The following is a 19717-nucleotide window of genomic DNA, read 5'->3' as shown; positions in this document are numbered from 1 at the left end:
TTGTACGCAAGAATTAAAAAGGATGCAAAAAAAGTAGTTTTGAACAGGAAAATAATTTAAAAAATGAGAAGGGAAAAGGGATATATGAATACAACTTATTTAAATAAGAAAGGAAAAATAAATTTTATCAACAGAAATTAACAAAATGTGACAAAAATCTATTAACGAAATGTATTTTTTGTGTTAATATTCAAAATATAAAGGGTATTCGTCGTATGGAAATGGAGGGAATGGAGGTTTTTCCAATCGATAAGGATATTAAAGAAGTATTTTGTTCGCACTTGAAAAACAACAGGCACCAATTCGTAGAGAACTGGAAAAACAAAATGATAATTTCCGAAAAAGATCCATTTAAACAAGAAGTTGTTCAAAATGGAGAAAATTTATTAGAGTTAATTATCGAACTTATTATGGAAGATAAAGACATTAATTATCTTCAGCCATTATGTGAGAAAATGGCTATTGAACGTGCAGGTGCAGATGCGAATATTGGAGATTTTGTTTACAATGCAAATGTGGGAAGAAATGAACTTTTTGAAGCAATGTGCGAATTGGATGTAAGCGCCCGTGAACTGAAACCGATTATGGCCAAAATACATACTTGTTTTGACAAATTAATTTATTATACCGTTTTAAAATACTCAGAAATTATATCGAGGAATTTAGAAGAAAAACAGCAATATATAAATGAAACACATAAAGAAAGGCTTACGATTCTAGGGCAAATGTCGGCTAGTTTTGTGCATGAATTTCGTAATCCGCTAACTTCGATTATGGGATTTGTCAAGCTATTGAAGACAGACCATCCTAATCTATCGTATTTAGATATTATTTCACATGAATTAGATCAATTGAATTTTAGGATTTCGCAATTTTTACTTGTATCGAAAAAAGAAATGTGGAATGAATCGGAACGTTTTTGGCTAAATGACTTATTTCAAGATACTATACAATTCTTATATCCAAGTTTAGTTAATGCAAATGTTTTGATTGAAAAGAATTTGCCGTATCCTATTCCACTCGTTGGTTACCGGAGTGAAGTGAGGCAAGTAGTTTTAAATATTTTAATGAATTCGATTGATGCTCTTGAATCGGTGAAAGAAGAGCGGAAAATTATCATTGATGTATTTGAAGAGAATCAGGCTGTGCGCATTGTTATAAAAAATAATGGACCTATGATTCCAGCAGAAAATGTAGAGACTATTTTTGAGCCATTTGTAACTACTAAAAAGCTAGGAACTGGTATCGGATTATTTGTATGTAAACAAATTGTAGAAAAACATAATGGATCCATATTGTGTCGTTCGAATAACGATTGGACAGAATTTCAAATTACGTTTCACAAGTAAACAGTCTACACCATACGAATGGTGTAGACTGTTTTAATTTGTAAGTATAACGGTCTCTAATTTTGGATCCTCAGTTGAATAACCTACCATTGAAATTGTGTAAATTGTATTTGGTTTAACGTTGAATTTCGGAATGGTTAATAGTACTTTTTTTGTATCCGCAAGTGAAACTTCAATATCTGCTGTACCAGGGCTAACTTGTAAAAAATCTGTTATTTGTTTAAAGAGTACATTTTCAAATAAATGATCCCCATCTTTTAAATTTACATTTACTACTGGAGTGTCTGGTGAAAAATGTGCAAACCGTATTTTTGCTTGACCAGATGGTAAATGAGTATTATCAAGAATAGGTTGTAATTGGAGATGATTATCGCTATTGACCGCTGCAAGGGTATAAGCGTGATTCCCCATTATTGGTACTAATGCTGAGAATATTGGAGTTTCGCTTCCGACAGGGACAATATCAATACGGTATTTACCTTGTACTAATGATAAATAAGGACTGAATTGTTTAAAGGAAATATTTTTAATAACCTTTTGCCCGTTTATTATAATATCAACTGCTGGTGTATGGGGAGCTGTGTGAAAAATTCTCATATGTGACGGTAAAGTTGCTTCTTGTGAATCTCTCTTTTCATATGCTTGTACAAGTTTTGTAATTGCATCATGGTATTTCATATAGAGTTCTACATATCTTTTAGGATTGCTATATTGATAGTAACGAGCGAGCTGTTCGTAACGTGCAGCTTCTTGTCCATATTTTTCAATTTCGGATTGAGTCATGAATATTCCTCCTTTATCATCATTACAAATATATGCGAAGCTAGAAAGAGGTTATGCAAAAAACTTGCCTTTCTAGAAGGAAAAGTTAAAATGGGGATTTTTTTATTTATAGGCAAACACACATACAAATCGATAATTGTCCTACATAAATTATAAAGGAAAGGTAGTTTGACTTTGATGGAAGGAGTGGAACCATTGGGATGGGGATATCCCAATAGTTATTGGGAATGAAGTTATGGAGGATTTGGTGCAATAGGCTGTGGGACGAATTATGGATTTGCATTATGAGTATTTCTATTAATTTTAGTGATGCGTTGGATAAGGTAATACCGATAAAAAGAGCGTCGTGCCGAACTGATTAATATGGTTAATCGGTTCTTTTTTTATTGTTCTAAACAGGTGATACTATTTGTTAAGTAATAATTACGATAAATATGGCGAAGTAAAATGTCGAATTTTGTTTGAAAATATGCAATGTAAAGTAGGATAATAGGAAGGAGAATAACGGGAGTTCCGTCGAAGTTTACACAATGTCAGCAATTTAGGGAAGCTGATATTATGTTAAAAAAACATTCGATTTATTGTTATCTTAAATTAGGAAGGGGTATTTAAGCGTAGAGATAAGGGTTGGTCTTCATGTTTGATTCTGAATTTTCTGTTTTATAATTAATATTTAGCACTCATTTGTATATTTTATAATAGTTTTTTGATAAATTCACTGCTTTCGCAGAGGATTCTTTTTTATGAAAGAAACGTCAATTTTCTTCATATACATATACAAATTGGAGAAATGGGGGAGCGCTATGCGCGATTACTTAATTAAACCACTTGTTGGTCAGCCGTATCCGATGATTTCACATGGAAAAGGTGTTTATTTATATGATCAAAACGGAAATAAATATTTTGATGGTTCGTCTGGAGCGATTACGGCAGGTATTGGACATGGCGTAGCAGAGATTGCGGAAGTTATTAAAAAACAGGCAGAGGAGATTGCTTTCGTTTATAGATCACAGTTTACGAGTGAACCAGCTGAAAAATTAGCAAAGAAGTTAAGTGATTTATGTGTAGGAGATTTGAACTGGAGCTTTTTTGTGAATAGTGGTACAGAAGCAAATGAAACAGCTATGAAAATCGCAATTCAGCATTTTCAGGAGCGTGGCATTCAAGGGAAACATAAAATTTTGTCACGGTGGATGAGCTATCACGGGATTACAATGGGAGCTTTATCTATGTCTGGGCATCCACTGCGCAGACAACGTTTCGTTTCTATTTTGGAAGATTATCCGACTATTCCAGCGCCATATTGTTTCAGATGTCCTGTACAAAAGGTATATCCAACATGTCAACTTTCTTGTGCGACCGAACTAGAAAGAGCGATTGATCGAATTGGTGCAGAGCATATTGCAGCTTTTATTGCTGAACCGATTATCGGAGCTGCTGGAGGCGCGGTTGTCCCCCCGAAAGAATACTATAAAGTAATTAAAGATATTTGTAGTCATTACGATATATTATTTATTGCGGATGAAGTAATGACTGGACTTGGTCGTACTGGTGCATGGTTTGCTATGGAGCACTGGGGTGTAGAACCGGATATTATGACGCTTGGTAAGGGGCTAGGAGCGGGTTATACACCAATGGCAGCGACAATTGTAAGTGACCGTGTAATGGAGCCGATTTTACATGGATCACGTTCTGTAATGAGCGGGCATACGCTTAGTGCAAATCCATTGTCTGCAGCAACGGCTTTAGCTGTTATTGAATATATGGAGAAACATAATTTACCTGAAAAAACAGCAGAAAAGGGAGAGTATTTATTAAAAGGTTTGCAGAAAGTTCAACAACAATCGACAATCATTGCCGATGTGCGTGGAAAAGGGTTGCTAATTGGAATAGAATTGCAACCGTTTACAAAGGCATCAGAGCTTATTTCAGTTGCTGCTAAAAATGGACTGCTCTTATACCAAGCTGTTTCAGGGCAAGCAGGAAAAGAGGATAGTGCACTGCTTGTTGCACCACCAATGACAACTACATATTCCGAGTTAGATGAATTACTTTCAATTTTTGTAAAGAGCGTGGAAGAGATGATGCAAAAAGGAGGGCATAGTATCGCATGACAACTATTACAAATACATTCGGTAAATTAAAAGAAATAGAGGAAGTAATTTCTTTGTTCCATGATGATATGACATTAATGTTTGGGGGATTTGGAGGAATCGGATCCCCTCCATCTTTAATTCAAGCTGTTTTAGATAAAGGCATTACAAATTTAAATTTAATAGGAAATGATACTGGATTTCCTGATGTAGGAATCGGTCGTCTTGTTACGAATGAAAGGGTTAAATCTTTAGTTACTTCTCATATTGGGTCAAATCCAAATGCGGGAAGACAATTAAATGAAGGAAGATTGCAAATTGAATTCTCTCCGCAAGGAACACTCGCAGAGCGTATTCGCGCTGGTGGTGTAGGGCTTGGTGGTATTTTAGTTGACGTTGGTGTTGATACGATTGTAGAAGAAGGAAAGCGCACAGTTGAAATGAATGGAAAGACATATTTAGTTGAAACAGCTTTAACGGCTGAAGTCGCAATTGTATATGCGAAAAAAGCGGATCCGTTTGGCAATCTTGTATTTGATAAAAGCGCTCGTAATATGAATCCACACGTAGCTATGGCTGGTGACATAACGATTGTAGAAGCAGAAGAAATTGTTCCACTTGGAAGTTTAGATCCAGAAGAAATTGTCGTCCCAGGTGTATTTGTAAATTATATCGTGCCATCGGAAGGAGTGAATTGGAAATGGGTATGGGCGTAGAAGTAAGAGATAAGATTGCAAGACGTGCAGCGAAAGAAATTCAGAATGGTATGCTTGTAAATTTAGGTATTGGAATTCCATCGCTTGTACCGAATCATTTGCCAGAAGATATGAATGTTATGTTTCATGCGGAAAACGGTATTGTTGGTATGGGACCAACGCCAAGTAAAGGGAATGAAGATGAGAATTTATGTAACGCAGCTGGTTTACCAACATCTCTTATTACAGGAGCGAGTTATTTTGATAGCTGCATGGCGTTTGGCATGATTCGAAAAGGATTACTTGATGTTACGATACTTGGTTCGTTACAAGTAAGTGAAAATGGTGATTTAGCGAACTGGATTGTACCAGGAAAACGCGTTCCAGGTATTGGAGGAGCGATGGATTTAGCGCAAAAAGCGAAGCGGGTCGTTGTTGTGATGAATCATGTTGATAAATACGGAAATGCAAAGATTGTTTCGGAATGTACATTGCCATTAACTTCGAAAAAATGTGTAGATTTAATTATTACAGACATGGCTGTCATGGAAGTGACCCAAAGAGGACTTGTCTTACAAGAATTAATGAGTCCATATACTGTAGAAGATGTAAAACGACATACGACAGCTGATTTTCATATAAGCTCAAATTTACTAGTAATTGAATGAGGGGAGTTGTAATATATGGAGCAATTAAAAAAACAAGTTTGTGATTATATTGAGGGTCATGAAGAAGAGAGTGTAAAATTTTTAACACGATTAATTCAAGAAAAGAGCGTATCTGGTGATGAAAGTGGTGCGCAGGCAATTGTTATTGAAAAATTGCGTGAGTTAGGTCTAGATCTTGATATTTGGGAGCCTGCTTTTAATGAAATGAAAGATCACCCTTATTTCGTATCACCTCGTACAAGTTTTACAGATAGCCCGAACATTGTAGCGACTTTAAAAGGAAGTGGCGAAGGGAAATCTATGATTTTAAACGGGCATATTGATGTCGTGCCAGAAGGGGATGTAAATCAGTGGGACCATCATCCATATAGTGGAGAGAAAATAGGAAACCGCATATATGGACGTGGAACAACAGATATGAAAGGCGGCAATGTCTCACTTATGCTTGCGATGGAAGCGATTATTGAATCTGGTATTGAACTAAAAGGTGATATACATTTTCAAAGTGTAATAGAAGAAGAGAGCGGTGGGGCAGGAACATTAGCTGCTATTTTACGAGGATATAAGGCAGATGGCGTTATTATTCCTGAGCCGACGAATATGAAGTTTTTTCCGAAACAACAAGGATCAATGTGGTTTCGTCTACATATAAAAGGAAAAGCAGCACACGGTGGTACACGTTATGAAGGAGTAAGTGCAATTGAAAAAAGTATGTTTGTTGTAGAGCATTTGAGAAAATTAGAAGAGAAGAGAAATGGTCGAATTACAGATCCGTTATTTAAGGGGATTCCGATTCCAATTCCAATTAACGTTGGGAAAATTGAAGGGGGAAGCTGGCCAAGTTCTGTTCCCGATTCATTAATTTTAGAAGGAAGATGTGGTATTGCACCGAATGAGACTATAGAGGCAGCAAAAGAAGAGTTTGAGGGCTGGATTGGTGAATTAAAAGATGTGGATAGTTGGTTTGTAAAAAATCCTGTAGAAGTAGAATGGTTTGGGGCTAGATGGGTTCCTGGTGAACTAGAAAAAAATCATCCACTTATTACAACACTTCAACATAACTTTGTTGAAATCGAAGGGAACGAGCCGATTATAGAAGCTTCGCCATGGGGAACAGATGGAGGTTTGTTCACACAAATAGCTAACGTACCCACGATAGTATTTGGTCCAGGAGAGACGAAAGTAGCACACTATCCAAACGAATATATAGAAGTTGATAAAATGATTGCTGCCGCAAAAATAATTGCATGTACATTACTAGATTGGTGTGAGGTGAAAAAATGAAATACTATGAATCTTTTAGTGAACAGACAAAGCATTATACAGTAGAAGGGGTTTTAGATTATTTTAATAAACGTATTAGAGTTGATCACTATACAGGAAATGTTGAAAGCATCATACAAACAATCGATGAATTAGCAAAGAAACATTCTTTCACTAAATGTATTATTAAAGGAAAGGGAGGGCATGTTTCAACATGGCTCTCTTTCGGTTTCTTACTGGAAGCAACGATACCTCATTATTTTCAAGGGCACGATGCGCACTTCTTCGTGAAATATCATAATGATGAAAGACGAAATAGTATTCATTGGACTGAGGAAGATACTATTTTAAGTGGTGTAAAAGAAAAAGAAGTGAAAGAAAAAATAGTCCCAGAGGAATTTGTGTTAAGAAAAGCGACAGAAGAGGATGCGGAAGAATTAGCAATTGTCTTTGGAAAAGTATTTGAAGTTTATCCGACACCTTTAAATGATGGGAATTATGTAAAGCAGACGATGAAGGAAGACGATACAATTTACTATGTTTATGAATTCGAGGGGAAAATTATTAGTACAGCATCTGCTGAAATGAACGTGAAAGAAGGTAATGCAGAATTAACGAATTGTGCTACATTACCTGAATATCGAAAACATGGTTTCATGAAAAGTCTGTTAATTAAATTGGAGGAAGAGCTCCAAGAAAAATCTATTTTTTGTTCTTATACAATTGCTCGCTCGCTATCTTTCGGTATGAATGCAGCCTTTCATCAATTAGGCTATACATATACGGGAAGGCTTGCGAATAATTGCTACATTTTTGATAAGTTGGAAGATATGAATATATGGGTGAAAGATTTATCCAGCTATTCGAAAGCAGTAAGACTCCCGCCTCAAAATTCGGCTGTAAAGCAAAGAAGTTAGGTGGGAGTCGGGTTAATAATCAGTGGGGTGAATAAAGCCCCACTGATTAAAGTTTCACTTAACCATAAATAAGCAATAAAAATATATATACATTTCATCAAAATAATAGAACGGAATCGTCATGCTTATAATCGCACAGAGGGTGCCGAAAATTCGGCGTTGAATTTGCTGGATTTTCGGCAAAAGGGGGGATGACATTGCTAGCAGTTTCGACACAAGAAGTCATTGAAGCGATTTTGGGCAGTATAGATGAGGCCATACATGCAGTAGATGAAAATGGGATTACAATATTTTATAATACAGTTGCTGCAAAACATGATGGATCTAAAATTGAAAATGTGCTAGGAAAGCATTTATTAGAAGCATTCCCGTCATTATCCAGAGAAACAAGTACGTTGATGAAAGTATTAGATACAAAAAAACCAATCGTACACCAAGTTCAACATTACCAAAATTTAAATGGGGAAGACGTTTGTACGGTCAATACAACGTTACCTATTTTAATAGATGGAAATATTGCTGGTGCTGTAGAAATTGCGAAAGATTATTCTACTATTCAAAAGCTTACTGATACGATTGTAGATCTACAATCGAAAATAAAACGATCGACTAGCAAAAAAACGGTGAAAAAGCATGTTGCATTCGAGACAATTGTAACTGATGATTCCCGCTTTAAACAGACGAAAGAGTTAGCACAAAAAGTAGCGCCAACCGATGCGAATGTTTTAATATATGGTGAAACTGGAACGGGGAAAGAGCTATTTGTGCAAGCGATTCATGAAGCTTCTAAACGAAAAAATAAGCCGTTTATTGCACAAAACTGTGCAGCTTTGCCAGAGTCGCTATTAGAAAGTTTGCTGTTTGGCACGACAAAAGGTAGTTATACAGGGGCAATCGAACGAGCAGGATTATTTGAACTTGTAGATGGAGGGACATTATTTTTAGATGAACTGAATTCAATGCCGCTTGATTTACAAGCAAAAATGCTACGTGTATTAGAAGATGGAGTTATTCGTCGCATTGGTGATAATAAGACGAGAAAAGTAGATGTTCGCGTTATTACTGCAATGAATCAGCCTCCAGAAGTATGTTTAAGAGAAAATAAAATTCGCACTGATTTATACTATCGATTAAATGTGTTTTCATTATATATCCCGCCGCTTCGCGAAAGAACTGAGGATGTACTGTTATTAGCGTCTTACTTTTTGAAAGAATATAATAAAAGTTATAAAAAAGGTGTACTTCAAATTGATAAGGAAGCGAAAGAAAGATTACAAGCTTATCAATGGCCTGGAAATGTTCGTGAGTTAAAGCATACGATTGAACATGCTGTCATTATTACAGAAGGGAATTCGTTAACAGCAAATTGCTTGCCACGAACATTTCGGAAAGAGAAACTTCCGAAGAAGAAAAGTATATTACCGCTTAGGGAAGCTCTTCATCAAATGGAAAAGGAATTAATAGATCAAGCGTTAATTGAAACGGAAGGGAATATTTTGCAAGCAGCAAAAATGTTAGGTATTCCGCGTCAAACGCTTCAATATAAACTGAGCAAGTACGACAAAACCGCCGAATAATCGGCGGTTTTTGTGTGTTTGCACCAATAAAAGAGCGTTTACATATATAACAAGTAATGAATATGATAGTAAATATCGTTTTAGTACAGCACTTAAAAATATTTATTCTCTTATATAATAGGGTATTTTTCGCATTTACTTATCAAGAATATGAAGTTGGCATAATTATTGCTTATATAAAGGATGAGCGTATAAAAAGGGGGAATAGCAATGTTACATGATGTATACAAACCAAATCGTCACTGGAAGGATATTGAATTATGGAAAGATGTTACAGAAGAACAATGGAATGATTGGGTTTGGCAATTAACGAATACGATCAAAACTTTAGATGATTTAAAGAAAGTAATTAACTTAACACCTGACGAAGAAGAAGGCGTTAAAATTTCAACGAAAACGATCCCGTTAAACATTACACCGTACTATGCTTGGCTAATGAATCCTGATGACCCACGCTGTCCGATTCGGATGCAATCAGTACCGATTTCGGAAGAGTTATATAAAACAAAATATGATTTAGAAGATCCTCTTCATGAAGATGAAGATTCACCAGTTCCAGGATTAACTCATCGTTATCCAGACCGTGTACTATTTTTAGTAACGAATCAATGTTCTATGTATTGTCGTTACTGTACACGTCGTCGTTTTAGTGGACAAATTGGAATGGGCGTACCGAAAAAGCAATTAGATGATGCGATTGCTTATATTAGTGAAACACCACAAGTACGTGACGTTTTAATTTCTGGCGGTGATGGACTTCTAATTAATGATAAAATTTTAGAATATGTATTAAAGAATTTACGAGCAATCCCGCATGTTGAGATTATTCGTATCGGAACGAGAGCACCAGTTGTATTCCCACAGCGTATTACAGAAAACCTGTGTAACATAATTAAAAAATACCATCCAGTATGGTTAAATACGCATTTTAACACTTCTATTGAGATTACAGAAGAATCGAAACTAGCATGTGAAATGCTTGCAAATGCAGGTGTTCCAATTGGAAACCAAGCTGTAATTTTAGCTGGAATTAATGACAGCGTTCCAATTATGAAAAAACTTATGCATGATTTAGTGAAAATTCGTGTTCGTCCATATTACATTTATCAATGTGATTTATCAGAAGGTATCGGTCATTTCCGTGCACCAGTTTCGAAAGGTCTTGAAATTATTGAAGGCTTACGTGGACATACGTCTGGTTATGCAGTACCAACTTTCGTTGTCGATGCACCGGGTGGAGGCGGAAAAATTGCGCTTCAGCCAAACTATTTAATTTCACAAAGTGCGGATAAAGTTGTTCTTCGTAACTTTGAAGGGGTTATTACAACGTATCCAGAACCAGAAAACTATATCCCAGGAAGAGCAGAAGGCTACTTTAAAGAAATTTATCCGACTTATGAAGAGAAACGTTCTGATATCGGCGTTGCAGGATTGATGAGTGATAAGAAATTTAATCTTGTTCCAGATGATTTACAACGTATGAATCGCCGCAAAGATTATGAAGTCAATGAAACGCATGCTTCTTTAAAAGATAAACGTGATAAGCGTGATCAATTAAAAGATAAAAAATATCAAGCACAAATAGCAAAGTTAGATGATGACAAAAAAAATGAGGGTGACGTAGTATGAATTGTATGTGGTGTGACAGTACAGAAGCGAAAGAAAGCTTGAATACTGTATATTGGGAATTACCAGATGGTACGAAAGCCATTGAAATCCAAGAGACACCATCTATTACTTGTTCCTCATGTGGAATGGACTATCAAGCAGACCATACTGTAAAAGAAATTGAAGATCAGTTGTTTTTAATTTATACGAAAGATTTGCCAAAACAACTAACATACGAAGAGTTGATGGGAAGACCACGTTTATTAAAAAGGAATTATTTCGACTTCTAACCAGCTTTTATGCTGGTTTTTTTCTTTTTTGCCTTGTATAATGTACCCAAGTTAGAAAGGTAGGGAATATTTTTGAAAAAGACATTTTACCATTATATGATGAAGCACCGTGCTGCTTTATTTAAAAATGAAATATCAGATTTAGCAGAGGCGATGTATGATGATTTAAGTTTTCCGAAGCAATCTGAAGACTATGATGTAATTAGTTCATACTTAGAGTTAAGTGGAATGCTAGAAAGTATGTCTATATTTGATGATGCATGGGATTTATATATACAAGAGAGATAACGATATGAAGTTTTAGGAAAATGAAAGCATAATGAATACATTACTTTGAAAGAAGTGAAGTATTCATTATGCTTTTTTATTTACAATACGTCTTGTTGTTAGAACATAAATGAAAAGTGAAAGCTAGTTTAAATACTAGCTTTTTTAAGTTATATACAAATTCTACTTTTTTATTGAAAAAATTTATGAATATAAGCTTCTGTGATAAGCGTTTTTATGTAGGTTGCATATACTGTTATCAAAATCACGACGTTTAAAAAAGGAGAGATATTGATGGCAAGGAAAAAACAACCTAAATATAACGTAGGGGACATAGTCGTGATTACGCTATATGGAACCGTTGGGAAAGTTACAAATATGAAAGTTTTAGATGGAGTTTACGTATACGAAGTAAATAATCACGATGGATTTTATGTAGAACAAACTTTGCAGCATGTTACAGAGCAAGAAATGAAAAAGGGCGATACAGAGTGGATTGAATTAAATTATAACTTTACGTTTGGTGATCTCGTGCAAGTAACTGGATATGATAAAGATGTTTTTCGTATTGTTGGTTTTCGTACAGAAGTATGGAGATATAAAAATGATGCATGGGAAGATACTATATATGAATTGTCACGAATTACTGATGGTGAATGGTTAGAAGCTGATGAATCAGATTTAACATTACTTGCCAATGCACAAACGGCAAATGCAATTTTGAAGAAAATGAAACAAGATAAAGCTGGTATGAATAAATTAGATTTAGGAAAATTGAAGTCAATTAACAATTCGAAAAAAGTAAGTGTAAAGACGAATCGCCAAGAAATTATTGATGGGTTATTAGATATTTATAATGATTATCATTTATTATTCGATACATTTAAAGATGAAGAATATAAAATTGTTATGGATGTTGTTCAAAATTATTTAGTTAAATTGACAGAGAAAAAATAGTTAACTAGAAAGAGAGAATAAATTGAACAACAACATATGCAGTATAAGGTATGCCTACAATTATTAAAAAAATAAAAAGCCATTTAATAAGAGAGTCTGCCCATTGATCTTCATGCATGAACTCTTCTTTTGTTTGCTCTACTTCGTATTGATATTCCATTATTATTTCCCCCTTTGGATAGCTTGTACTAACATCGTATGCCCTTTGCCTACATGATATGACTTATAAAAAAAGAAAAACTATTTTTCTAATCTCATATACATAATTTTGAGATTTTTTCATAAAACAGAAATAAAGGAGTGATGCTCATGAAGGAAATTGAAGTCGTAATTGACACGGAAGAGATTGCGGAGTTTTTTTATGAGCGACTAATTGAAAGAGGGTACGTTCCAAAAAGAGAAGAAATTGAGGATCTGGCAGATATTACATTTGAGTATTTATTAGAGAAATGCATGATTGATGAAGTTTTTGATGAAGAGGAAGATTGAAAGTAACGGCGGGCTTAACTCGTCGTTTTTTACTCTTTACAAACTTGTCACAAATATAGACAAGAATTGTTGGTATAATTAAGAGAAAATTTTATACAAGAGGTGAAGGGATGTTCAAAAAAATTATTGATTCTTTATTAGGAAAGAAAAAACATCGTTCGTATTCGAGTAGTGATTATCGTCATAGAGGGCGCTCGTATTCAAGTAGCGATAATAAACGACGTTCATCTGGTTATGGGCATCAGCATTATAAAAGAAAACGTAAAAGCCGTAGCTTCTTTTCAAGTAGCTGATGAAATGGCGTCGTATACTAGCTTTATTTGATAGACCACTGCGAAAAAATACAATCGTTGCAGAGCGTTATAAGATTGAATCAGTAATTGGAATGGGCAGTTATGGGGTTACATATGTCGTTAATGATTTACAAATAAATAAATATAAAGTCTTAAAACAATTAAGGCAAAGTAAACAAAGATATGAGTCTGGTAGAAAATCATTTGAGCAAGAGAAAGTGATTTTACAAACATTAAATCATGCGTCAATTCCTAACCTACATGATCATTTCATATGGGAGAAAAAGAACTTTTTTGTGATGGAGTATATGCCGGGAAAAAATTTCGAAGATTGTATTTTCTTAGATGGCCAAGTATATGATGAACGTGAAGTTTTTGGAATTTTATATGAAGTACTAGGAATTGTTTCGTATTTTCATAGTAAAGGTATCATTCACCGAGATTTACGTATTCCAAACATATTAATGAAAGAAAATCAGATTAGTATTATTGATTTTGGATTGGCTAAATTGAAAGGTGAGGGTGATGAGCGTGCTATAACTTATGAAGGTGAACAAGCTTTGATGCGAGAAGTTCACTTTCGTAGCGATTTTTATGCGCTCGGTCATTTCGTATTATTTTTATTGTATGCTAGTTATGAATCGACTGAAAAAAAGGAAAAACCTTGGTATGAAGAGTTAGTGCTGGAAGAATATAATCGCGACATGCTAATGCGAATGTTACAAATGAAAGCGCCATACTATGAAAATGTACAAGATTTGAAAAAAGATGTAGCTTACGCTTTAGAAAGGATGGAGACTCCATGTTTCAAAAGTTTTTAGCAAGCGTTGGTATTGGTAGTGCAAAAGTAGATACTGTTCTTGAAAAAGATGAGTATATAGTTGGAGAAGAGATAGTAGGGAAGGTTCATATAACTGGAGGTTCAGTTAACCAAGAAATTGAAAGCATTTACTTAACATTGTCGACGTCATATGTAAGAGAAGTGGATGATAAAAAAGTAACGGCAACGTATGATTTGGAGCGAGTTCGTTTAACAGATCCATTTTCTGTAGAGCCAAATGAAAAAGTGGAAATTCCATTTTCGTTTTTAATGCCAATTGAAGTACCACTAACACTTGGAATGAAAACGGTTTGGGTTCATACAGGCCTTGATATTAAACGTAGTATTGATCCAAGTGACCGTGATTATATTCAAGTGTTGCCGAATGCACTATTGAACAGTGTATTAAATAGTGTAAATCAATTAGGTTTTAAAGCGCGTCATGTAGAATGCGAAGAATTACCGTATCGATTACGTAAGCAAGTTCCATTCGCGCAAGAATTTGAGTTTATTCCAGTCTCCGGAGAGTATTATGGGAAATTAGATGAATTAGAATTATTAATTTTGCCAAGTGCCCACGACCGATTAGAAATTATTATGGAAGTAGATAGAAAATCACGTGGATTGGCTGGTTTATTCGCAGAAGCGCTTGATCTTGATGAGAAGGTTATTCGCTTTACAGTAACAAATGAAGATATTCCAACGATGCAGCAAAAAATTAACAATAATATTTTTTAATAAACTATGCATAAAAAAGAAATGGAGAGGAAAACTAAAACAACCGCTCCATTTTTTTGCATAGTGAGGTTATGTATGTGAAACGATATCGACATTTATACTTGTTAAGTTGTACACTACTCATTTGTTTTGTCGCACTATCACTTTCGTATCATACCGCTTGTATTGAAAAATTTGATAATGTAGTCGCACACTTTATTCAAAGTTTCCGAAACGAGTATTTGACAACCTATTTTACTTGGGTGTCCTTTATCGGTTCAAAAAGAATATATTTCCCGTTACTCATTATACTTGTAATGTATTTTCTTCTTAGAAAAAAAATATTAAGTGCATTACTTCTAACAATTAATTATTACGGATCACGTTATTTGAACAGTATGCTCAAACTATGGTATGAACGAGCACGACCTGATGTGACGCAGCTTGTTACAGCAACTGGATATAGCTTTCCGAGCGGTCATACGATGAATGCTACTGCTTTTTTAGGATTTATTGCATACGTCACAATTACAGAAGATCGTATTTCATTGCATAAAAAGTTGCTGATTATTTTTATAGCAAGCTTCGTTGTATTATCTATTTCAGTTAGCCGAATTTATCTTGGCGTGCACTATCCATCTGACATATTAGCCGGATGGGCAGCGGGCGGTAGCTGGCTCGTTTTATGTATTATATTTCATAAGGCGTTCATTAAAAAAGAACCTATGTCATAATAGGTTCTTTTTGCATGGGCTCCACATGAATATGAGCATGGTAAATTCCGAATTTTTTTCGAAGCATATCTTCAATATTGTCAGTAATACAATGGCTTTCGCTAACATCCATTCGAGCATCTACTTCAATTGTAATATCCACATACGTTTGGTTCCCATACATACGAGCACGAATATCTACAATATGTTCTACACCTGAAATATGCCCTATAGCATCAGCGTATTCATCCATTTTTTCAGGATCAATTCCATCCGTTAGCATATGAGAAGCTTCTACGAAAATTTCCCACGCGGTCTTACAAATAATAAGACCGACAAGTAAAGCAGCAATAGGGTCCAAAATAGGCATTTGGAACTGTGCTCCGACTATACCTACTACTGTACCAATACTTACAAGAGCATCTGATAAATTATCTTTTGCAGCAGCCTCTAATGATTTACTTTTTGTTCGCATTGCAATCTTTTTCGTATACTTGTATACACCGTACATAACGACAGCAGAAAATAAAGCCACCCATGCAGCAAGTACATTAGGTGCTGCTTGTTTCGGATTGAAAAACGATTGAATTGCACTAATAACAACTTCTAATCCGACCGTTGCCATAATAAAGGAAGCAACAAGTGATGCGATTTGTTCTGCACGCGAATGCCCATATGGATGATCTGGGTCACGAGGCTTACGAGAAATTTTCAGGCCAATTAATATTGCTAAAGAAGCACCAATATCCGTTAAGTTATTCAAACCGTCAGCACGTAATGCGCTAGAGAGGGTAATATAACTGATGATGATTTTCATAGAGGATAAAAATATGTAGGCTATAATGCTGACAATAGCACCTTTATCAGCTTCTTTATGAGAAAGAGAATCCATTTTAATCACTCGCCTTTCTACAAGGAATTTCTTTCTATACATAGAGTATCAAACGAAACTCGTGTGGGTCTATACAAACATTGTTGACGTTTTATAGCTTTTTAAGAAGGGGATAACAAAGTTTCGTTAAGGAAAAATATGTTGAAAAGTACAAAGTGGAAATTTATTAAACAATTAATGATGATTATGGCAAATGGAAAGAGGGCGAGAATAATGATTCTCAAAATTTTTTTCATATATATTTTTCGCAAAATGACTCTTTGTAATTCCTCGTGTGAGTAATATATAAGAAATGATAACAAAATTCTTCAATAAGAAGAGGAGAAAGCATTATAATATTCACTTTCCAGAAAGAGACAAAGGCAAAGAACAATTTGAAAACGAAAAAAACCTCTGATGATTTTTCAGAGGTTTTTCGTTTCTTAGTATGCTTCTAAAAACTCAGTAACTTGCTCTTCCGTTTTTGCATTTGCACTATGTAAGTGACCTAACTTTTCGCCATTTTGATATACAAGTAGGCTTGGAATACCCATTACTTGATACTCTTCAGCAATACTTGGTAACTCATCTTTATTAATAGAATACCATTCAAACTTATTGAACTCTTCCATTACATCTCCGATAAAGTTGTCCATACGCACGCAATCTGGGCACCATGTAGTAAAGAACTTAACAACTACTGGCTCCTCGCTTGCGATGATGTCTTTGAATTCTTGTTCAGCTTTGATTTCTTTCATGTTTTTGTTGCTCCTTTTTCACTTATAATATTTGGGGTTATTTAGGCGGTGTTTTTGCCTAGAAACGAAAACTTCTAACAAAAGTTTTTCTTTCCGAATAATTCGTTTGCAAATTGATCCACCGCAGTTTCCTGAAGTCCTGGTACAACATGTGAGTAGGTTTCCAATGTGATTGCCTACTCTTTTATGTCCTAATCGTTCACTCACAATCTTCGGATGTATACCTTGCTTTAACATAATCCTCAGATCATGGAACCGAATATCGGGAACCTCACTTTTCTTTATAAGCTTTTTCCAGAGCTGTGTCAAACTTCTGAAACGGCAGACCAAATCGTAGTCATTATAGCTTTCATCATATCGCTCTTTTTCCTCAGAGATTTTTTGCAGATGGTCATTTAGTGCCATTAAAGTAATGTCAGGTAAAATCAGCAATCTCTTTCCATTGTAGACCTAAGATTTCACCTTTACGCATTCCACATGTAATAGCAAGAAGATAAGCGATATAATAACGGTTTTCTTTTGCATGTTCTAAAAAACGAAGATCTTCTTCATCGGTTAAAAAACCAGGGGGTTAACGCTGATTTAGTGGAGAGAGCTCATTATATCACTCTTTCGGAGGAGGTGAGTTAGGATGCGGAAATGGTTAAAGAAACTATTTTCGAAAAAACGCCCACCCTGCATTGTTCGTGAGGAACAAGAAGGTGAGCTTCAATTAAACGAAACTGATAGGATCTGTGAAAATTGTGCCCAAATTATGCATGGAAAAGGTATTGAAAGAGATGAATAGTACTCTTTACATCTTATTCCATATATAACAAAGCTGGTTAGCTTCTGATTCAAGCGCTATTAAATGATCATTATTAATAGAGTTATTCGTATACATTCTGTTCTTTTGGATGTTAAGAACCGTATAATTCACATCGTTATGTTCATTTGAAAATGTCGATTCGTTTAATAATGTCAGCGTTGAGTTGATGTTGTATTTATCAATTCGCTCTTTTTTTCCTTTGAAAAACAGTTTGATAAGATGCGGCTCATCATTAATGAGCAAACCGAGTTCAGGTGATGAGCGGACGATTAAATCATCTGATATCCAATGTGATTTACCTGGATCGAACCAAGAGACGTCTTTGTTTTTAATAAATTTTTTGTACTGTTTTATGACATCAATGTAGTTTTGCTTTTTCTTCTGATCAACCGTTTGCACTAATGTTTCGAAACATTCAAAAGGTAGTTCGTTTTGATGAAATTTAATAACAGTGTCTCGTAATTGTTTCCAGTAATCAAAAGCTGGTTGGTATTCCGGTTGAGATTTTAGATTTTTTACAAAGTTTGTTTTAGCTGCACTACTTTTCAGTGTGAAGTCTAAAAATTGTGTAAGTCCTACTTTAATTTCTGCCATATTACACCCCCTTTTCAAACATTACTAATTCGATAATGGAAAGGAAAATCCTGCATTTTTTAAGGAGGTGAGCTAGATGCTAGAAAACCCGATGTCCATGCACAATGGCTACGGCAAAGCTGATCCGCAAGAACAAGAGGGAATTATTACAACTTCTATCGATATCGAAAAGTTACAAGATGTCATAAGTCGAGCGGTAGTGATTTTGCAGGAGTGCCCAGAAGATGCTGAACTTGATGATTTAAATGGGAGTATTAATGAAGCGTTGGAATTGTTACAAAAGTATTTGGGGCAATAAAAAAGGACGAGCAGTCGTACCTGCTGTCCTTTATAGGAGGAAAATTATTCTGGACTAGAACTACGAATAACCAGAAAACGCGCTTTTAACCAGTGTTGTCAAAGATGTAATAATCTGTGCAACATAAAAGCTTAGTCGGAATTCAAAACACCAAAATGGCTTGCGTTGGTAAACAGGCTCAAAAGTAGTATATGCAAAATGAAAAATTCCATACAAAAAGCAGACAACAATTTTGGTTGTCTGCCTGTGAGTTGAATGAGTTAGCTAATTGTGATAAATTGCTTTCCCATTACAAGAAGAGTGAAGCTGCTAGTTCAAACAGCTTGTAGGTAGTATTTTCGATATCTAAAAAAATATACAGAGAAAGCAGATAGTTGAAGAACCTGCCTGCTTACTACTGTAACAAAAGAAAGAAGTACTAGCCGTGGATACGACGGCTTGAAAATAGTATGTATTTTTATTTAAAAAATATTCAAGGGGTGAAGAAACATGGAGTGTTTGATAAATGGTGTCTATGAAATAGATAATGATTTTTTTGGTCCAATAAACTTTGCTAATGTTGTAGCTGTTTCATCCATAATTCAATTGAGTGCAGGGGATTTAGTCGAGATTTTTGCACAAAGTAGCGTAGCTGGAGTTATTAGTAATGTAGAAGATAGTACGCATTTTGAAGCTGCAAGATTCCCGTCTCCAAAAGTATAAGTGGTATGAAACCTTGTAAGTAATTTAATATCAGGACATTCCAAAATTTATACTCACCCTGTACAAGAACGGATAATTTATTTGTAGTGCATGAAGTATTTTAACGGTGTACAAGCTGTTTTGAAAGTGCTGGATAAATGAACTATGTACTGTTAAATAGTGTCTGATGATTGTAAACGAAACAGTC

23 protein-coding genes and 2 pseudogenes are annotated in these 19717 nt (G+C 35.1%); 19 read left to right on the top strand and 6 right to left on the bottom strand.

The window, feature by feature from the left end; all coding sequences use genetic code 11:
- Positions 1-215 precede the first annotated feature (215 nt).
- Positions 216-1349: a BA2291 family sporulation histidine kinase gene (locus MKX77_RS12940; RefSeq protein ID WP_341306854.1), complete on the top strand. Its 1134-nt coding sequence runs from the start codon at positions 216-218 to the stop codon at positions 1347-1349.
- A gap of 33 nt (positions 1350-1382) precedes the next feature.
- Here MKX77_RS12940 and MKX77_RS12935 read toward each other — a convergent pair whose 3' ends face one another.
- Entirely contained in the window at positions 1383-2132 is a 750-nt protein-coding gene (locus MKX77_RS12935; RefSeq protein ID WP_341306853.1) for a DUF4397 domain-containing protein, read from the bottom strand.
- An 803-nt stretch (positions 2133-2935) separates the two neighbouring features.
- Between MKX77_RS12935 and MKX77_RS12930 the strand changes: the two genes are divergently transcribed.
- From MKX77_RS12930 to MKX77_RS12885, 10 genes are all read left to right on the top strand, one after another.
- Positions 2936-4246, top strand: coding sequence for an aspartate aminotransferase family protein (locus tag MKX77_RS12930; protein ID WP_002136137.1), 1311 nt, complete (start codon positions 2936-2938; stop codon positions 4244-4246).
- Entirely contained in the window at positions 4243-4941 is a 699-nt protein-coding gene (gene atoD / locus MKX77_RS12925; protein ID WP_002085805.1) for an acetate CoA-transferase subunit alpha, read from the top strand. Before MKX77_RS12930 ends, atoD begins: the two co-directional genes overlap by 4 nt.
- Positions 4926-5588 carry a CoA transferase subunit B gene (locus MKX77_RS12920; protein WP_002127246.1) on the top strand — a complete coding sequence of 221 codons (663 nt, stop codon included), beginning with the start codon at positions 4926-4928 and terminating at the stop codon, positions 5586-5588. Before atoD ends, MKX77_RS12920 begins: the two co-directional genes overlap by 16 nt.
- A gap of 15 nt (positions 5589-5603) precedes the next feature.
- Entirely contained in the window at positions 5604-6872 is a 1269-nt protein-coding gene (locus tag MKX77_RS12915; protein WP_341306852.1) for a peptidase, read from the top strand.
- A complete protein-coding gene (ablB, locus tag MKX77_RS12910; protein ID WP_341306851.1) occupies positions 6869-7768 on the top strand; it encodes a putative beta-lysine N-acetyltransferase in 900 nt (299 codons plus the stop codon). Before MKX77_RS12915 ends, ablB begins: the two co-directional genes overlap by 4 nt.
- A gap of 191 nt (positions 7769-7959) precedes the next feature.
- Positions 7960-9345, top strand: a complete 1386-nt coding sequence (gene rocR / locus MKX77_RS12905) for an arginine utilization transcriptional regulator RocR (protein WP_002012652.1) — start codon at positions 7960-7962, stop codon at positions 9343-9345.
- Positions 9346-9555: 210 nt separating this feature from the next.
- The gene (gene ablA / locus MKX77_RS12900) at positions 9556-10974 is read left to right on the top strand and encodes a lysine 2,3-aminomutase (RefSeq protein ID WP_002012651.1); all 1419 of its coding nucleotides are present in this window, start codon (positions 9556-9558) and stop codon (positions 10972-10974) included.
- Positions 10971-11243 carry a YokU family protein gene (locus MKX77_RS12895; protein ID WP_341306850.1) on the top strand — a complete coding sequence of 91 codons (273 nt, stop codon included), beginning with the start codon at positions 10971-10973 and terminating at the stop codon, positions 11241-11243. Before ablA ends, MKX77_RS12895 begins: the two co-directional genes overlap by 4 nt.
- A 72-nt stretch (positions 11244-11315) precedes the next feature.
- Positions 11316-11531, top strand: coding sequence for a YozE family protein (locus tag MKX77_RS12890; protein ID WP_002085796.1), 216 nt, complete (start codon positions 11316-11318; stop codon positions 11529-11531).
- 273 nt (positions 11532-11804) lie between these two features.
- A complete protein-coding gene (locus MKX77_RS12885) occupies positions 11805-12467 on the top strand; it encodes a hypothetical protein (RefSeq protein ID WP_002012647.1) in 663 nt (220 codons plus the stop codon).
- A 4-nt stretch (positions 12468-12471) separates the two neighbouring features.
- Here the strand turns inward: MKX77_RS12885 and MKX77_RS12880 are convergent, their stop codons facing one another.
- Positions 12472-12627 carry a DUF3930 family protein gene (locus MKX77_RS12880; protein ID WP_002018281.1) on the bottom strand — a complete coding sequence of 52 codons (156 nt, stop codon included), beginning with the start codon at positions 12625-12627 and terminating at the stop codon, positions 12472-12474.
- Between the two features lie 149 nt (positions 12628-12776).
- Between MKX77_RS12880 and MKX77_RS12875 the strand changes: the two genes are divergently transcribed.
- From MKX77_RS12875 to MKX77_RS12855, 5 genes are all read left to right on the top strand, one after another.
- Positions 12777-12956, top strand: coding sequence for a YozD family protein (locus MKX77_RS12875; RefSeq protein WP_002012644.1), 180 nt, complete (start codon positions 12777-12779; stop codon positions 12954-12956).
- Between the two features lie 110 nt (positions 12957-13066).
- Positions 13067-13249, top strand: coding sequence for a hypothetical protein (locus MKX77_RS12870; protein ID WP_002141661.1), 183 nt, complete (start codon positions 13067-13069; stop codon positions 13247-13249).
- Positions 13249-14070 (top strand): serine/threonine protein kinase, encoded by an 822-nt coding sequence (locus MKX77_RS12865; RefSeq protein WP_341306849.1) that lies wholly within the window; start codon positions 13249-13251, stop codon positions 14068-14070. Before MKX77_RS12870 ends, MKX77_RS12865 begins: the two co-directional genes overlap by 1 nt.
- Positions 14052-14807 (top strand): sporulation protein, encoded by a 756-nt coding sequence (locus MKX77_RS12860; protein ID WP_044441857.1) that lies wholly within the window; start codon positions 14052-14054, stop codon positions 14805-14807. Before MKX77_RS12865 ends, MKX77_RS12860 begins: the two co-directional genes overlap by 19 nt.
- Before the next feature lie 77 nt (positions 14808-14884).
- Entirely contained in the window at positions 14885-15520 is a 636-nt protein-coding gene (locus MKX77_RS12855; protein WP_002127255.1) for a phosphatase PAP2 family protein, read from the top strand.
- On the opposite strand, the gene MKX77_RS12850 is transcribed toward MKX77_RS12855, so the two are convergent.
- The 3 genes and pseudogenes from MKX77_RS12850 to MKX77_RS12840 form a co-directional block, all read right to left on the bottom strand.
- Positions 15510-16391: a cation diffusion facilitator family transporter gene (locus MKX77_RS12850; protein ID WP_002085782.1), complete on the bottom strand. Its 882-nt coding sequence runs from the start codon at positions 16389-16391 to the stop codon at positions 15510-15512. The two genes, MKX77_RS12855 and MKX77_RS12850, sit on opposite strands and share 11 nt — an antisense overlap.
- A 422-nt stretch (positions 16392-16813) precedes the next feature.
- Positions 16814-17128, bottom strand: a complete 315-nt coding sequence (locus MKX77_RS12845) for a thioredoxin family protein (protein WP_341306848.1) — start codon at positions 17126-17128, stop codon at positions 16814-16816.
- 74 nt (positions 17129-17202) lie between these two features.
- Positions 17203-17560: pseudogene (locus MKX77_RS12840) on the bottom strand (tyrosine-type recombinase/integrase).
- A gap of 199 nt (positions 17561-17759) precedes the next feature.
- On the opposite strand from MKX77_RS12840, the gene MKX77_RS12835 reads away from it, so the two are divergent.
- On the top strand, positions 17760-17915 hold the full coding sequence (locus tag MKX77_RS12835; RefSeq protein WP_002065248.1) for a hypothetical protein: 156 nt from the start codon (positions 17760-17762) through the stop codon (positions 17913-17915).
- A 6-nt stretch (positions 17916-17921) separates the two neighbouring features.
- Here MKX77_RS12835 and MKX77_RS12830 read toward each other — a convergent pair whose 3' ends face one another.
- On the bottom strand, positions 17922-18530 hold the full coding sequence (locus MKX77_RS12830; protein ID WP_002012636.1) for a hypothetical protein: 609 nt from the start codon (positions 18528-18530) through the stop codon (positions 17922-17924).
- A 76-nt stretch (positions 18531-18606) separates the two neighbouring features.
- On the opposite strand from MKX77_RS12830, the gene MKX77_RS12825 reads away from it, so the two are divergent.
- Both MKX77_RS12825 and MKX77_RS12820 read left to right on the top strand, forming a co-directional pair.
- Positions 18607-18828 (top strand): hypothetical protein, encoded by a 222-nt coding sequence (locus tag MKX77_RS12825; protein WP_002085775.1) that lies wholly within the window; start codon positions 18607-18609, stop codon positions 18826-18828.
- 516 nt (positions 18829-19344) lie between these two features.
- Positions 19345-19530, top strand: a pseudogene (locus MKX77_RS12820) (hypothetical protein); the annotation flags it as partial.
- Between the last annotated feature and the right edge of the window lie 187 nt (positions 19531-19717).

Origin of the sequence: Bacillus sp. FSL R9-9410, from assembly GCF_038050385.1 — a bacterium.
Classification (GTDB): domain Bacteria; phylum Bacillota; class Bacilli; order Bacillales; family Bacillaceae_G; genus Bacillus_A; species Bacillus_A cereus_U.
Note: the sequence above shows the minus strand (reverse complement) of the source record. Positions and strands in the feature narration are given on the sequence as shown.

Bases quoted from the DNA above. Each gene is read 5' to 3' on its own strand.
- MKX77_RS12940 (WP_341306854.1), top strand. From the start codon at position 216: ATGGAAATGGAGGGAATGGAGGTTTTTCCAATCGATAAGGATATTAAA.
- MKX77_RS12935 (WP_341306853.1), bottom strand. From the start codon at position 2,132: ATGACTCAATCCGAAATTGAAAAATATGGACAAGAAGCTGCACGTTAC.
- MKX77_RS12930 (WP_002136137.1), top strand. From the start codon at position 2,936: ATGCGCGATTACTTAATTAAACCACTTGTTGGTCAGCCGTATCCGATG.
- atoD (WP_002085805.1), top strand. From the start codon at position 4,243: ATGACAACTATTACAAATACATTCGGTAAATTAAAAGAAATAGAGGAA.
- MKX77_RS12920 (WP_002127246.1), top strand. From the start codon at position 4,926: ATGGGTATGGGCGTAGAAGTAAGAGATAAGATTGCAAGACGTGCAGCG.
- MKX77_RS12915 (WP_341306852.1), top strand. From the start codon at position 5,604: ATGGAGCAATTAAAAAAACAAGTTTGTGATTATATTGAGGGTCATGAA.
- ablB (WP_341306851.1), top strand. From the start codon at position 6,869: ATGAAATACTATGAATCTTTTAGTGAACAGACAAAGCATTATACAGTA.
- rocR (WP_002012652.1), top strand. From the start codon at position 7,960: ATGACATTGCTAGCAGTTTCGACACAAGAAGTCATTGAAGCGATTTTG.
- ablA (WP_002012651.1), top strand. From the start codon at position 9,556: ATGTTACATGATGTATACAAACCAAATCGTCACTGGAAGGATATTGAA.
- MKX77_RS12895 (WP_341306850.1), top strand. From the start codon at position 10,971: ATGAATTGTATGTGGTGTGACAGTACAGAAGCGAAAGAAAGCTTGAAT.
- MKX77_RS12885 (WP_002012647.1), top strand. From the start codon at position 11,805: ATGGCAAGGAAAAAACAACCTAAATATAACGTAGGGGACATAGTCGTG.
- MKX77_RS12880 (WP_002018281.1), bottom strand. From the start codon at position 12,627: ATGGAATATCAATACGAAGTAGAGCAAACAAAAGAAGAGTTCATGCAT.
- MKX77_RS12875 (WP_002012644.1), top strand. From the start codon at position 12,777: ATGAAGGAAATTGAAGTCGTAATTGACACGGAAGAGATTGCGGAGTTT.
- MKX77_RS12870 (WP_002141661.1), top strand. From the start codon at position 13,067: ATGTTCAAAAAAATTATTGATTCTTTATTAGGAAAGAAAAAACATCGT.
- MKX77_RS12865 (WP_341306849.1), top strand. From the start codon at position 13,249: ATGAAATGGCGTCGTATACTAGCTTTATTTGATAGACCACTGCGAAAA.
- MKX77_RS12860 (WP_044441857.1), top strand. From the start codon at position 14,052: ATGTTTCAAAAGTTTTTAGCAAGCGTTGGTATTGGTAGTGCAAAAGTA.
- MKX77_RS12850 (WP_002085782.1), bottom strand. From the start codon at position 16,391: ATGGATTCTCTTTCTCATAAAGAAGCTGATAAAGGTGCTATTGTCAGC.
- MKX77_RS12845 (WP_341306848.1), bottom strand. From the start codon at position 17,128: ATGAAAGAAATCAAAGCTGAACAAGAATTCAAAGACATCATCGCAAGC.
- MKX77_RS12835 (WP_002065248.1), top strand. From the start codon at position 17,760: ATGCGGAAATGGTTAAAGAAACTATTTTCGAAAAAACGCCCACCCTGC.
- MKX77_RS12830 (WP_002012636.1), bottom strand. From the start codon at position 18,530: ATGGCAGAAATTAAAGTAGGACTTACACAATTTTTAGACTTCACACTG.
- MKX77_RS12825 (WP_002085775.1), top strand. From the start codon at position 18,607: ATGCTAGAAAACCCGATGTCCATGCACAATGGCTACGGCAAAGCTGAT.